Here is a 14847-nt window from a genome sequence, read left to right as displayed (position 1 = left end):
TTCTCGGCAGGTCGTTCAGGGCGTATCCACGCCGAAGAACTTGCCGCGCACATTCTCGAAGTGCTGCTCGGCGTCGTAATGCTCGACGTCCAGATTCAACGCCGCCCGGTTCAGCCGGCCGATCGAGGCCAGCGCCGCATAGGAGGCGACGACGACGTCATGCTGTGAGACGACGACATTCACCCGCGCATGAAGCAGGCTCTGCTGCGCGTTGAGAACGTCGAGCGTCGTGCGCAGGCCGACCTTCGCCTCCTCGCGCACGCCGTTGAGCGCCATTTCTGCGGCTTTCACCGTGGCGTGGTCCGACTTCATCTGCAGCTTGGCGGCCTCCAGCGAGGCGTAGCTGCCGACGACATTGGCGCGCGCGTCGCCCATCTGCATATCCACGCCGAAGCGGGCCTGGCCCACCTGCTCCTTCGCCTGGCGCACCGAGGCGAAATCGGCGCCGCCCTGATAGAGCGGAACGCGGAAGTTCACATTGACGCCATAGCTGAATTGCCGCCATCCGGGCAGGCCCAGGAAGAAGTCGTTCTGCTGCGAGAGCTGGCCGCTCACCGAGGCGGATGGAAGAAGATCCGCCTCCGCGGCATGGACGGCGAATTCGGCCGCATCGACCTGATGATGCGCCGCCTCCACGCCGGGGTGAGCGCCTGTGGCGATGGCGATGGCGTCCTCGACGCTGCGCGGCAGCAGCTTTTCCACCGAGCCCGCGGGCTGCAGCCGCTTGGGCTCCTCGCCGACGATGCGATGATAGCTGGCCGCGCTTCTCTTCAGCCGCGCCTGCGCGCCATAGAGATCGGAGCGCGCCTGCGACAGGGCCGCTTCCGCCTGAGCGACGTCGGTCTCGGTCAGATAGCCGGCGGCCGCATTCTCCCGCGTGTTGGCGAGCTGCAGCTCCAGCACGCGAATATTGTTCTGACGCAGCGACAGGATCGCCGTGTCGCGCAGCACGTCCATATAGGCGGTCGCCGCGTTCTGCAGGACCGCCTGCTCGATCAGCCGCAGATTGGCGCGCGCCGAGAGAACGGTGGATTCGGCTTTCTTCACATTGTTGAGCGTGCGGCCGCCGTCGAAGAGCGTCTGCGAGACATTGACGGTCACGGCCTGCGGATTGCCGTCATGGTCGCCATGCAGATAGATGCGCTCATGCATGAAGGGCAGGCGGATCGTCGGCACCAGCAATTCGGTCCGCATGGCGCCGAGGCCGGCGATCACCGAGGCGTTGGGCCGCAGGCCGCTCCAGGCTTTGGCGACGCTCTCGTCATGCACGCGCACGCTGGCGCGCTGCTGGTTGAGATCGGGATTATAGGCATAGGCGCTCGCGAGAGCCGATGGCAAAGTCTCGGCGCTGGCGGGCGCGAGTATCGCGCCGACCGCCGTCAGGCCGATGATGATGCACGCATGTATTTTCATCCGTGCCAGCCGCCCTTTGGAGCGCGAATTACAAATATGACACGAGCGTAAAGCTCGGGGCGGCCGAATTAACGACCTGTTGACGGTACTAGCTTTCGAGACACGCGCTGTCAAGGAAAGCTAGTCTCTGAGATTGCCTGCAAGCTCAGAAAATTGCTCATAAAAGCGTCTTTGTCGTCACGTCGCGTCCCTATGGGCCAGGGGAGGCTCGGAACCGCTCACGACGGCGGTTCCACGAGCGCCCTCTCCGGTTCCGCCGCTTCCACCGCGCCGCCCCCTGCTGTCTGGCTGGCGAGATATTCGGCCAGCGCGCGCAGCGTCGGATGATCGAAGACGACGGTCGAAGGAATGGAGACCGAGGCGCCGAATTGCCCGAGCAGGCGATTGCGCAGTTCCACCGCCATCAGCGAATCCATCCCCAGCTCGAGGAAGCGGCTGTCCGGCGCGGGCGGCTGCGCGAGCCCCAGAATATGCTGCAATTGCCCTTGCAGATGCTCGGTCAGGAAGTCGGCGCGCTGCGCCTCCGGCACTTTTTCGAGCTGCTTCAAAAAAGCGCCGTCGAAGGCCTGAGCCGCGGCGGCCTTGGGCAGCACATGCTCCAGCATGGGCGGGCGCGTCGGTCCCATCAGCTTGGCGATGCGCTGCCATTGCGCGCCGATGACGATGGCCTGCGTTGCGCCATGACGGATCATCTCCGCCATGGCTGAGAGCGCCATCGCCGGCTTCAAGGGCGTCAGCCCTTGCCTTCCGAGATTGACGCGCGCGGCCTCGCTCGCCGCCATGCCGGCCTCGGCCCAAGGCCCGTAATTCACGCTCGCCGCCGGCAGGCCCAGCGCATGGCGATGCGCCGCGAGACCGTCGAGGAAGGCGTTGGCCGCCGCGTAATTCGCCTGCCCCGGCGAGCCGAGAACGGCCGACGCCGAGGAGAACATCACGAAGAGCTCCGGCGCGTCCTCGAGCGTCAAAACATGCAGCAGCCAGGCGCCGAGCGCTTTCGGCGCGAGGGTCCTCCGCACTTTTTCCGGCGTCTGCTGCGGGATCAGCGCATCGTCCAGCACGCCGGCGAGATGGAAGACGCCGCCGAGCGGCGGTCCGTCGCGCCGCACGCCCTCGAGCAGAGCGCGGAGGCTCGCTTCGTCGCCGACATCGGCCGTGATGGCGTCGACTTGGCAATCATATTGCGACGTGATCGCCGCAATCGTCTCTTTCGCGCTGTCGTCCGGTGGGCGGCGGCTGGTGAGCACGAGGCGTCCGGCGCCCTGCTGCGCCAGAAATTCCGCCGCGCGCAGGCCGAGCGCGCCGAGGCCGCCGGTGACGAGATAGCTTCGATCGCGACGCGGCGCGGGCGCCTCCGGCACGGTGAGCACGATCTTGCCGATGTGGCGGGCCTGCTGCATGCAGCGGAAGGCCGTTTTCGCCTCGGTGATCGGATAGGCCATGAAAGGCAGCGTCCGCAATTCGCCGCGGCGAAGATCCTCGGCGAGCTTATCCAGCATTCGCTCGATGCGCGGGAGATCGTCGCGCATCACATCGTCCAGCGCCAATATGTGATAGGCGATGTCGGGCCGCGCCGCGGCCATCGCTTCGGCTGTCCAAATGTCGCGCTTGGCGATCTCGATGAAGCGGCCGCCCTGCGCCGTCGCGCGCACAGTGGCGGCGACGAAGCCTTCGCTCGTCAGGCTGTTCAGCACCACATCGACGCCGGCGCCGCCGGTGTCCGCCAAAATCTCATCAGCGAAATCGAGCGTGCGTGAATCGTAGATATGTTCGACGCCGAGATCGCGCAGCGTCTGCTGCTTGGGCGAGCTCGCCGTGGCGTAGACGATCGCTCCCGCCTTTTGCGCGAGCTGCACGGCCGCGAGGCCGACGCCGCCAGAGGCCGCATGGATCAGCACGCGCTCGCCCTTTTTCGGCAGCGCCCATTCATAGCCCAGCATGACGGTCAGCATGGCCGCCGGCAGCGTCGCCGCCTCCGCCGCGCTGATGCGCTCCGGCTGATGCGTCAGGAAAGGATAGGGCGTGTTCACCGCGGTCGCGAAAGCGCCGCCCGGCGCGAAGCCGAAGACGCGATCGCCGACCGCGAAACCCTCGACGCCCTCGCCCACCGCCGTCACCACGCCGGCCAGCTCGCCGCCGATCTCGCCCGGATCGCCGGGATAGAGGCCGAGCACATTGAGCACGTCGCGGAAGTTCAAGCCGCCCGCGAGCGGACGCAGCTGCACATGTCCCGGCCCCGGCGGCGCGAAGCTCTCCGGCGCGAGGCGCAGATTGTCGATGGCGCCGCGCTCGCTCGGCTGCAGGCGATAATCCTGCGTCGGCGCCGCGAGCAATCCGCTGCGCGCCCAGGGCATCAGCCGCGGCGCCATGCATTTTTTCCGGCGCAGCGCGAATTCCGGCTCCGGCGCGCCGGAGAGCAGCGCGTCGGCGAGGGATTGCAGAGCCTCGGTGCTCCCATCCGTGTCGACGAGCGCGCAATGGGCGTCGGATTGCTCGGCGAGAATGGTGCGGCCGAGGCCCCAGATCGCCGATTGCGCCGGATCGACATTCTCGCTCGGATCGGCGGCGACGGCGCGCTCGGTGACGAGCCATAGGCCCCGCGCCGGCGCCGTCGCGCCCGAGCCGACCAGATAACGCGTCGCGCCGATGATTCCATCGAGATCGCCGGTGAGGCGGTCGACGAGCGCATCGCTCGGCTCGGCCTCGATAGGCCCGGCGTGGCCGGTCGCCAGAAAGACCAGCGCAAAGGCGCTCTCGCCCGCCTCGGAGAGCGCGAGAAAAGCCTTGCGCCAATGTTCGGCGTCGCGCGGATCGAGCGTGAAGCCGTCGTCCCGCCGCTCATAGGCCGCGGCCGGGGCGACTGCGACGACGCGGCGTCCACGCTCGGCCAGCGCCGCGCGCAGAGCCGGGAGCCGCGGATGATCGGGCGCAGCGACGATGAGCGCGACTTCGGACGTCGCGGCGTCGGCGGCCGGCGCCGCAACGAGCGGCCGCTCGCGCCAGCTCAGGAGATGCAGCAGTCGGCCGGCGTCGACGCCGAGGCCGCGCAGCAGCGCCTGACGGGGGGCGCGCTTGACGACGAAATCGTCTATGCCGCCGAGATAGCGTCCCTCGCCATCGGCGAAGACGAGATCGAAGGCCTGTGTCTCGGAGCGCTCATCGGCGTCGGCGCGCCAGCGCGCATGGCAGTAGAAGCGGCGCGGCATTTTCTCGCGCAGAGTGACGCGCTCATAACGCAGCGGCAGGAACAGGCTGCCGTCATCGGCCGCGGCCTCGGGCGCAGCGGCGAGCAGCACGGCGCCGGCGACGCCGGTGCAGAGATCGAGCAGCACCGGATGAATGGGCTCGCTCGAAATATGCTCGGAAAGCTCCTCGCCGGCCTGCAGCTCGCCCACCGCCTCGGGGCCTTCCGCCCAGAGCGCGTGCAGCGAGCCGGACCAGTTCGGCCCCCAGCGCAGCTCATTCTCCGCGAAACCGTCGAAAAGGCGCTGCGGCGACATGGGCGACAGCCGGCCGATGATCGCATCCATGGCCTCGGGCGCCTCGTCGCCGATCGCGGTCTCGAACTCCACGCTGCCGGAGGCGTTGAGCGACCAGCTCGCGTCGCGATCGCCGCGCGGGCGGCTGTGGACCTCGAACTTGCGCAGGCTGGGCGCAGCCTCCTCGCTGGCGCGCAGCGTCAATTGCACGTCGCGCTGCTCCTCGCCGGTGAAGACGATGGGCTCGTAGAAGAACACTTCGCGTAGCTGCGCCGGCGCGCCGAGGGCGGCGAGCGCCATGGAGGCGTAGGTGGCGCCGGGCACGACCATGGCGCCATAGATCACATGGTCCTCGAGCCAGGGCAGATGTTTCACGCTGAAGCAGGTCGCATAGACCGTATCGCCCGAGGGGAGATCGCAGAGCGAGCCGAGCAGCGCGCCGGCGCCCGCTGCGCCGCCGCCCCGCGCGACGATGGCGCGCGGCCAATATTTCTTGCGCTGGAACGGATATTTCGGAATGTCGACCTTGCTGCGCTTCCACGGCGCGTCGATCGCCGCGAAATCCGGCCGCGCGCCGGCGACATAGAGCTGGCCCAAGGCCTCCTCGATTTGCCGCGCGCCGGAGGAGTCCCGGCGCAGCGAGGCGACCGCTTGCGGCGCGGGCCGCGCATCCGGCCAGGCGCGCAGCGACATGGCCGCGAGCACTGGCTGCGGGCCGATCTCCACCAGCACGCGGCAGCCCAGCTCGGCGAGCGTCTGCACGCTCTGCGCGAATTGCACCGGCTGGCGCGAATGACGACGCCAATATTGCGCGTCCAATCGCGTCTGCGCATCCAGCGCCCGGCCCGTGCGATTGCAAATGAGCGTATGCGTCAGCGTCTCGAAGGGCGTCTGCGCCGCGAAGGCCTCGAAAGCGTCGAGCGCTGGCTCCAGCAGCTCGGAATGGAAGGCGTGCGAGGTCTCCAGCTCTTCCGTGCGGCGACCCTCGCCGCGGAAGGCCTCGACCAGCGCCCGCACATCCTCCTGCGGACCGCTGATGACGATATGCGCGCCATTATAGGCGGCCACGGAGACGCGCGGATAGGAGGCGAGCCGCGCCTCCACGACGCCCGCCTCGGCGAAGACCGCCGCCATCGAGCCGCCGGCCGGCAGATCGCCGAACAGACGTCCGCGCTCGGCGAGCAGACGCGCGCCCTGCTCCAGTGAAAAGGCGCCGGCGACGCAGGCGGCCGCATATTGGCCGACGCTATGGCCGAGCACGATGTCCGGCGTCATTCCCCAGCTGCGCCACAGGCGCGCGAGGCCCATCTCCAGCGCGAACAAGGCCGGCTGCGCATAGGATGTATGATTGATCGCGCCGTCCTCGCCGAACATCACGTCGAGCAGCGGGCGCGGCAGAATATCGCCGATCGCCGCGGCGCATTGGTCCAGCGTCTCCTTGAATAGCGGCTGCGTCTCGTAGAGCGCGCGGCCCATGCCGGAATATTGGCTGCCCTGTCCGGTGAACAGCCAGGCGGTCTTCGGCGGATCCGCCGAAACGCCCGAGTGAAGTCCCGGCGCGGGACGCCCCTCGGCGAGCGCCGTCAGCAGGCGCGCGGCGTCGGCGCCGTCCTGCGCGACGATCGCCGCCCTGTGCTCGAGATGGGAGCGCGCCACGCCGGCGGTATGGCAGACATCGGCGAATGCGGCGATCGAAGGCAGCGCGTCGACGCGCGCGGCATAGGCTTGCGCCAACGCCTGCAGCGCCGGAGCGCTGCGCGCCGAGAGCGGCAGCATATGCCAAGGGCGCTCGGGGGGAGCGGCGGTCTCGCCTGCCGGCGCGGCGGCAGGCGCCGGCGCTTCTTCGAGGATCACATGGGCGTTGGTGCCGGAGAAGCCGAAAGAGCTGACGCCGGCGCGCCGCTTGCGCTCGGAGCGCGGCCAAAGGCGCGCCTCCGAGACGATTTTCAGTGGCAGCTCCTTCCACGGAATATGCGGCGAGGGCGTCTTGAAATGCAGATGCTTGGGCAGCAGCCCGTGCTCCAGCGACAGCACCACTTTGATGACGCCGGCGACGCCCGCCGCGGCTTCCAAATGGCCGATGTTCGTCTTGGCGGAGCCGATGAGCAAAGGCCGATCGGCGGAACGTCCGGCGCCGAGCGCGGCGGCGGCGGCCTGCGCCTCAATGGGGTCGCCGAGCGAGGTGCCGGTGCCATGGGCTTCGATATAATCGACATCCGCCGGCGCGAGGCCAGCCTGGTCCAGCGCCGCGCGAATGACGCGCTGCTGCGCGCGGCCGTTCGGAACGGTGAGGCCGCTGGAGGCGCCGTCCTGATTGACGGCGCTGCCGCGAATGATCGCGCGAATGCGGTCGCCGTCGCGCTCTGCGTCCGACAAGCGTTTCAGCACCAGCACGCCGACGCCCTCGCCGCGCGCATAGCCGTCCGCCGAGGCGTCGAAGGTCTTGCAGCGGCCGTCCGGCGAGAGCATGCGCGCGCGGCAGGCGGCGATGGTCGTCGCCGGGCTCAAGAGCACATTGACGCCGGCGGCGAGCGACATGTCGCATTCGCCCGCGCGCAAGGCCTGGGCGGCCTCGTGCAGCGCGACGAGTGACGACGAGCAGGCGGTGTCGATCGCCATCGCCGGACCTTCGAGCCCGAGCGAGAAGGCGACGCGGCCGGCGATGACGTTGAGCGCATTGCCGGTGATGAAATAGGCCTGAATCTCCTCCGGCGAGCCGGCGAGGAGATGCGAATATTCATTGGCGCCGACGCCGACGAAGACGCCGGTGCGGCTGCGCGAGAGCCCTGCCGGGCCGAATCCAGCGTCCTCGAGCGCTTCCCATGCGGTCTCCAGCATGAGGCGTTGCTGCGGCTCCATCCACAGAGCCTCGCGCGGCGACACGCCGAACAGCTCGGAGTCGAAGAGATCGACTCCCTCCATATAGCCGCCGTTGCGCGTGTAGACTTTGCCGGCCGCTTCCGGGTCGGGATCATAGAGCTCGTCCATGTCGAAGCGCTCGGACGGAGCCTCTCGTATGGCGTCGACGCCGTGCGAGAGCAGATCCCAATAGGCGTCGGCGCCGCCGGCGCCGGGCAGGCGGCAGGCGAGGCCGACAATGGCGATCGGCTCGTCGGCGCGCAAAGTCTGGACGATCGGCGCGGCCTCGGCCTGCGCCTCATTCTGCAATCCGATGCGCGAGAGCAGGAAATCGGCCGCGTCGGTCAAGCGCGGATGGTCGATCGCCATCGTCGCCGGCAGCGTCTCGCCGAGGTCCTTCTCGAGCCGTTTACGCAGCTCGATCGCCATCAGCGAATCCATGCCGAGATCGAAGAAGCCGGCCTCCTCGCGAATCTGCGCCGGATCGAGACGCACCACCTCGGCCAGCACCTGCCGCATATGGTCGAGCAGCATGCGCTTGCGGCCTTCGGCCGGCGCCGCGAGCAGACGCTGCGCCAGCGCGCCGCCGCCGATGATCTGCTCCTCGCCCTCGGGCGTCTCCTTCTCCAGCTCCTTCATGAAGGCGCGGCGCGCCTGCAGCTGGAACACGGGCAGGAAGCGCGCCCAGTCGACGCGCGCCACGACGCCGCGTCCATCGGCGGATTCGAGCACCGCTTTCATGCCGTTCAGCGCCAGTTCGGACGAAAGCTCGAGCACGCCGCGCTTGGCCAATTGCTCGCGCGCCGCCTCATCCGCCATGCCGGCGGACCAGGGACCGAAATTCACGCTCGCGCCCGGCATTCCCCGGCGGCGCTGCCAGGCGGCGAGCGAGTCGAGAAAGCCATTGGCGGCGGCATAGGCCGTCTGGCCGAAGCTGCCCCACACGGAGGCGATTGAGGAGAAGGAGATGAAGAAATCGAGCGACGCGCCTTCGAGCGCGCGCGTCAGCCGATAGGCGCCCCAGACTTTGCCGGCGAAGACTTTCTCTATGTGCTTTTGCTCGAGCGCGGTGAGGCGCGTCGCGTCGATCTCGCCGGCGGCGTGAATGACGCCGGCGAGCGGCGGCATGGACTCGCGGATGCGCTCCAGAATACGCGCGACATCCGCCTCCAAGGAGACGTCGCCTGGAATGACGCGCAGCTCGCAGCCCTCATAGCGCTCGCGCAGAGCCTCGAGCCGCTGATGCGCGCGATCGTCCGGCGTGCGTCGGCTGGTGAGCGCGATATGACGCGCGCCCTGCCCCGCCAAATAGGCGGCCGCCTCCAATCCCAGCGCGCCGAGGCCGCCGGTGACGAGATAAGTCTTGCCCGGCCCGATATCGAGCGGCCGCGCCGCCGCGATCGTCCGCCGGCGCAGGCGCACGATGAAGGTCTCGCCGCCGCGAATGGCGAATTGGTCCTCGCTCTCGCGCGTCTCCGCGCGCAGAATATTCGCGCAGGCGCGCCAATCGGCGGCCGAGGCTTCCGCTGCGGGAAGATCGACGAGACCGCCCCAGAGATCGGGATGCTCGAGCGCCAGCACCTTGCCGAAGCCGAAGGCGCAGCCCTGCGTCGGATCGATGGCATCGTCCTCCGCGACCGGCTGCGCGCCGCTGGTGACGAGGAAAACGGGCGTCTTGGCGCCGGAGGCCGCGAGAGCCTGCGAGAGGCCGCAGGCGCCCGCCATCGTCACTTGCTCGAAGCGCTTCAGCGACGCTTCGCCGAAGCCCTCGGGCGCATCGATATTGGTGAGGATCGCGACGCGCGTCGGCAGAGCGGCGGCGACGAGACGCGGGAAATCCGCAGCGGCGGCGAGATCGACGAAGCGCGCGGCGTGGCCGGCGCTCGTCAGCTCTTCGATGAGAGGACGGGCCGACGCTTCGCTGCAAGCGGCGACGAGCCAAGACTCTGCGCGCGCCGAAGGCGCGAAATCGCGGCCGGCGCGCTTGTTCCAGGCGAGCTCATAGAGATTTTCGGCGGTGTTCTGCGAGAAGCGCTCGCGCTGATAATGATCGTAGAGCGCCTGCAGCACGCGCTGCGTCGCGCCTTTGTCGTCGGAAAGACGCAGCCGGCCGCCGAGCTCCTCGAGCTGGCCGTCCTCGATCATTTGCAGGATTTGCGAGTCGGCGCTCTTCTTGTCCTGAGCCGGCGCGCGCGTCTGCTTGAACCAATAGCGCTTGCGCTGGAACGGATAGAGCGGAAGATCGATCTTCTCGCGCCTCCACGGCGCCTCGACGGCTTTGAAATCGATGCGCGCGCCGGCGACATAGAGCTGGCCCAAAGCCTCCTCTATCTGCCGCGCGTCGGACGAATCGCGACGCAGCGAGGCGACCGGCTGCGGCGCCGGAGTCGTCTCCGGCCAGGCGCGCAGCGCCATCGCCGCGAGCACCGGCTGCGGGCCGATCTCCAGCACGACGCGGCAGCCGAGGCTCGCCAGCGTCTGCACGCTCTGCGCGAATTGCACGGGCTGGCGCGAATGGCGACGCCAATATTGCGCGTCGAGCCGCGTCTGCGCGCCGAGCGCCTTGCCGGTGCGATTGCAGACGAGCGTGCGCGTCAAATTCTCGAAGGGAATTTTTTCGGCGAAAGCTTCGAATGCGTCGAGCGCCGGCTCCAGCAATTCCGAGTGGAAGGCGTGCGAGGTCTCGAGCGCTTCGGCGCGCTTGCCTTCGCCGCGGAATTGCTCGGCCACCGCCAGAACATCCGCCTGCGGGCCGCTGATGACGATATGTGCGCCATTATAGGCGGCGACCGAAACATGCGGATAGGCGGACAGGCGCGCCTCGACGGCGGCCGCCTCGGCGAAGATCGCCGCCATGGAGCCGCCAGCCGGCAGAGCGCCGAACAGACGTCCGCGCTCGGCGAGGAGACGCGCGCCTTGCTCCAACGAAAAAGCGCCGGCGACGCAGGCCGCGGCATATTGGCCGACGCTGTGGCCGATCACCACATCCGGCGAGACGCCCCAGCTGCGCCACAGACGCGCGAGCCCCATTTCGAGCGCGAACAGCGCCGGCTGCGCGTAAGAAGTGTGGTTGACGGCGCCGTCCTCGGCGAGCATCACATCGAGCAGCGGGCGCGGCAGAATGCCTTTGATCGCCGCGGCGCATTCGTCCAGCGTGTCGCGGAAAATCGGCTGCGTCTCATAGAGCTCGCGGCCCATGCCGGCATATTGGCTGCCTTGGCCGGTGAAGAGCCAGGCCGTCTTCGGCGGATCGGCCGAGACGCCCATGTGAACGCCGGGCGACGGACGCTCCTCGGCGAGCGCCGTGAGCAGCCGCGCCGCGCTCGCCGGATCTTCCGCGACGATCGCCGCGCGATGCTCGAGATGCGAGCGGCCGACGCCGGCCGTGTAGCAGACATTCGCGAAGGCGCCGACCGAAGGCAGCGCCTCGACGCGTTCGGCATAGGCCTGCGCCAGCGCCTTCAGCGCCGGAGCGCTGCGCGCCGAAATCGGCAGCAGGCGCCAGGGACGCTCTCGAAGGTGCGCGGTCTCCTGCGGCGCGGCGGCGGGCGCGGGAGCCTCCTCGAGGATCACATGGGCGTTGGTGCCCGAGAAGCCGAAGGAGCTGACGCCGGCGCGCCGCGCGCGTTCGGAGCGCGGCCATTCGCGCGGCTCCGAGAGCACCTTCAGTGGCAGCTGCTTCCACGGAATATGCGGCGAGGGCGTACGGAAGTTGAGATGTTTCGGCAGCAGCTCGTGCTCGAGCGACAGGACCACCTTCAGCACGCCGGCGACGCCGGCCGCGGCCTCGAGATGGCCGATATTGGTCTTGGCCGAGCCGATGAGAAGCGGCCTTTCCGCCGGCCGGCCTGCGCCGAGCGCGGCGGCCGCGGCCTGCGCCTCGATCGGATCGCCGAGCGAGGTGCCTGTGCCATGCGCCTCGAGAAAGTCGATCTCGCCGGCGACGAGATTGGCCTGTTTCATCGCCTCGCGAATGACGCGCTGCTGCGCGCGGCCATTGGGGACGGTGAGGCCGCCCGAGGCGCCGTCCTGATTGACCGCGCTGCCGCGGATCACCGCGCGAATATTGTCGCCGTCGCGCAGAGCGTCGGAGAGGCGCTTCAGCACCATGATCCCGCAGCCTTCGCCGCGCACATAGCCGTCGGCGGCGGCGTCGAAGGTCTTGCACTTCCCATCCGGCGCGAGCATGCGCGCGCGGGAGAAGTTGATCATCGTGCCGACATTGTAGATGACGTTCACGCCGCCCGCGAGGGCGAGGTCGCATTCGCCGGCGCGCAGCGCCTGCGCGGCCTCGTGCAAGGTGACGAGCGAGGAGCTGCAGGCCGTGTCTATGGTGACGGCCGGCCCCTCGAAGCCGAGACGAAAGCTCACGCGTCCGGCGCAGGCGGCCGGCGAGGTGCCGGTGCCGAAATAGGCCTCGATGACCGCATAGCCCAGCTTGCCGGAGAGCAGCGAGAGATAGTCATGCGTGCTGAGGCCGAGGAACATGCCGGTGCGGCTGCCCTCGAGATCAGCCGAGGCGATCCCGGCGTGCTCGATCGCATGCCAGCTCGTCTCCAGCACCAATCTGTGCTGCGGGTCGAGATATTCGGCCTCGCGCGGCGACACGCCGAAAAATTGCGCGTCGAAATTGGCGACGTCGTCGGCGAAGCCGGCGCGACGCGTCGTCACCTTGCCGGCGGCGTCGGGATCGGGATCATAGAAAGCGTCGGCGTCCCAGCGGTCGGCGGGAATGGGGGAAATGCCGTCCCGCCCCTCGCTCAGCAGGCGCCAGAAGGCTTCCGCGTCGCGCGCGCCGGGCAGACGCGCGGCGTAACCGATGATGGCGATGGGCTCGGCGCGGGCGTCCTCGAGCTCGCGCACGCGGGCGCGCAGAGTTTCGATGGCCAATAGCGCCTTCTTCTTGAAGTCGGCCTCGCTCACGAGCGTCTATCCATTTTGAGAACCGCGTCTATGCTGCCCTCGAGCAGCGCATCCAGAGCGGCGTCGTCGAGCAGATCGATCTCCTGCTCGAGCGAGGCGCCTTCCCAGGCGATGGGCGGCGGAGGCTCCGGCTCCGGCTCGGCGGGCTTCATCCCCAGCGCCTCCTCGCGAATGAGCCGGGCGAGCGCCTCCACTGTGGGATGCTCGATCATCAGCGTCACCGGGAAGGAATGCTTGAAGGCGGCGGAGAGCGCATTGCCGAGCTCGACGCCTTTCAGCGAGTCGATGCCGAGATCCATCAGCGGCGTCTTCCAGCTGATGTTCTCGACGCCGCATTCGCGCTGCAGCCAATCGACGAGCTGACGCTCCAGCACGCCCGGCTGTGTGAGCGGCTCGCCGGTGAAGTCGATGGGCGCGACTTGCATGGTCGAGCGCCATTCGTGCAGCGCCGCCAGCGTTCCGTCCTCGAGCGCGGCGCGGCAGGCGGCGCGCTGGACCTTGCCGCTCGAGGTCTTGGGCAGGCCGAAGGATTTCAGCAGCACGATGCGATGCAGAGCGAGCTGATGCTCGCGGGCGACCTCGCGCCGCATGGCCATGAACACTTCCGCCGCATCGACGGAGCGCCAGGCGCTGCGGCGCAGCTCCTGCACGGCGACGAGGCGCACGGCGTCGCCCTCCTCGACGCCGAAGACGGCGCAGGAGGCCGGCTGCAAGGCCGGATGGCTCGCCTCGATCGTCTGCTCGAGATCCTGCGGATAATAATTGACGCCGCGAATGACGATCAGATCCTTGCGTCGCCCGGTGACGAAGAGCCTGCCATCGGTCAGAAAGCCGAGATCGCCCGTGCGCATGAAGGGGCCTTCGCCCGCCGCCGTGCGTGCGCCGAATGTCGCCGCCGATTCCTCCGGCTTGTTCCAATAGCCCTGGCCGACGCTGGCGCCGCCCACCCATATCTCGCCGACCTGCGAGGGCGGCGCCTCGACCAGCGTTTCGGGATCGACGATGCGGACGTCGACGCCGAGCGCCGTCTCGCCGGAGCTCACCAGCCGCTTGCCGCGCGCATCCTCTGCGTCACAGAAGACGACATTGTCGCTGCGCAGCGCGGCCTCGTCGACCGCGCGAACGAGCGGCGGAACCTGTCCGCGCTTGCCGGTGACGAGCAGCGTCGCCTCGGCGAGGCCGAAGGCGGGCGTCAGCGTCTCGGCGCGAAAGCCGGCCGGCGCGAATGTCTTCGCGAAATCGTCGATCGTCGAGGCGCGAACGGGCTCCGCGCCATTCCAGGCGATCGTCCAGGAGGAGAGATCGAGCCCGGCGACGCCCTGCGCGCGCGCCGCCTCGACGCAGGCCTGATAAGCGAAATTGGGACCGCCGCCGATCGTGCCGCGGTAGCGCGAGATGGCGCGCGGCCAGCGCAAGGGGCTCTGCACGAAGCTCGCCGGGCTCATGAGATAGACGGGACATCCGGCCCATGTCGGCGCCAGCGCGCCGGCGACGAGCCCCATATCGTGGAACAAAGGCAACCAGCTCACGCAGACCGAAGCCGGCGAGGAGCCGGAGCCCTCGTGCAGCGCCATCAGATTGGCGGCCACATTGCCGTGGCTCACCATCACCCCCGCCGGCGCGCGCGTCGAGCCGGAGGTATATTGGAGAAACGCCAGCTCGCCGGCCGCGCGCGGAATGTCGCGCCAGACGGCGCTCTCATCGGCGAGATCGTCGATGGCGATGATCGGCGTCGCCGAGGCTTCGCCTTCGGCGAGGCGCCGCTGCAGCAGCTCGACATGCTTGGATGTGGTGAGGACGAGCTTGGCGCCGCTGTCGATGACGATGAGCTCGAGCCGTCTGTCCTTGCCATGCGCCAGCGGCAGCGAGGTCGGCACGGCCGGCATTCCTGCGAGCAGACATCCATAGAAGGCGGCGAGAAAATCGAGGCAGGTCGGAAAGGCGAGCAGCACGCGCTCGCCGGGCGCGCCATGCCTTTGGAGAAAGGCGGCCATGGAGCGCGCCCGGCGATCGAGCTCGCCGAAGCTCCATGATTGGCGGATTTCCAGATCATCGTCGAGAAAGGCCGCCGCCAGCCGGTCTGGATGTTCGACGGCGTGGCGCCGCAGCCGCTCGGTCGTCAGCTCCTCGACCCCGCTCAATAAATTCGTCGCGCCCATTTCGTCGCCCCCAACGC

At 68.7% G+C, this 14847-nt stretch carries 3 protein-coding genes; all 3 read right to left on the bottom strand.

The window, feature by feature from the left end:
* Nucleotides 1-15 precede the first annotated feature (15 nt).
* The 3 genes from METLW4_RS0121780 to METLW4_RS25765 all read right to left on the bottom strand — a co-directional run bounded on the left by METLW4_RS0121780 (nucleotide 16) and on the right by METLW4_RS25765 (nucleotide 14830).
* Nucleotides 16-1413 carry a TolC family outer membrane protein gene (locus METLW4_RS0121780; protein ID WP_018268357.1) on the bottom strand — a complete coding sequence of 466 codons (1398 nt, stop codon included), beginning with the start codon at nucleotides 1411-1413 and terminating at the stop codon, nucleotides 16-18.
* Between the two features lie 218 nt (nucleotides 1414-1631).
* Nucleotides 1632-12671 carry a type I polyketide synthase gene (locus METLW4_RS0121775; protein WP_018268356.1) on the bottom strand — a complete coding sequence of 3680 codons (11040 nt, stop codon included), beginning with the start codon at nucleotides 12669-12671 and terminating at the stop codon, nucleotides 1632-1634.
* Complete coding sequence (locus METLW4_RS25765) at nucleotides 12668-14830, bottom strand: AMP-binding protein (RefSeq protein ID WP_018268355.1); 2163 nt, start codon at nucleotides 14828-14830, stop codon at nucleotides 12668-12670. Before METLW4_RS25765 ends, METLW4_RS0121775 begins: the two co-directional genes overlap by 4 nt.
* Between the last annotated feature and the right edge of the window lie 17 nt (nucleotides 14831-14847).

The organism is Methylosinus sp. LW4, from assembly GCF_000379125.1.
Taxonomy (GTDB): domain Bacteria; phylum Pseudomonadota; class Alphaproteobacteria; order Rhizobiales; family Beijerinckiaceae; genus Methylosinus.
The sequence above is the reverse complement of the archived record's forward strand: the minus strand, read 5'-3'. Positions and strand labels throughout refer to the sequence as shown.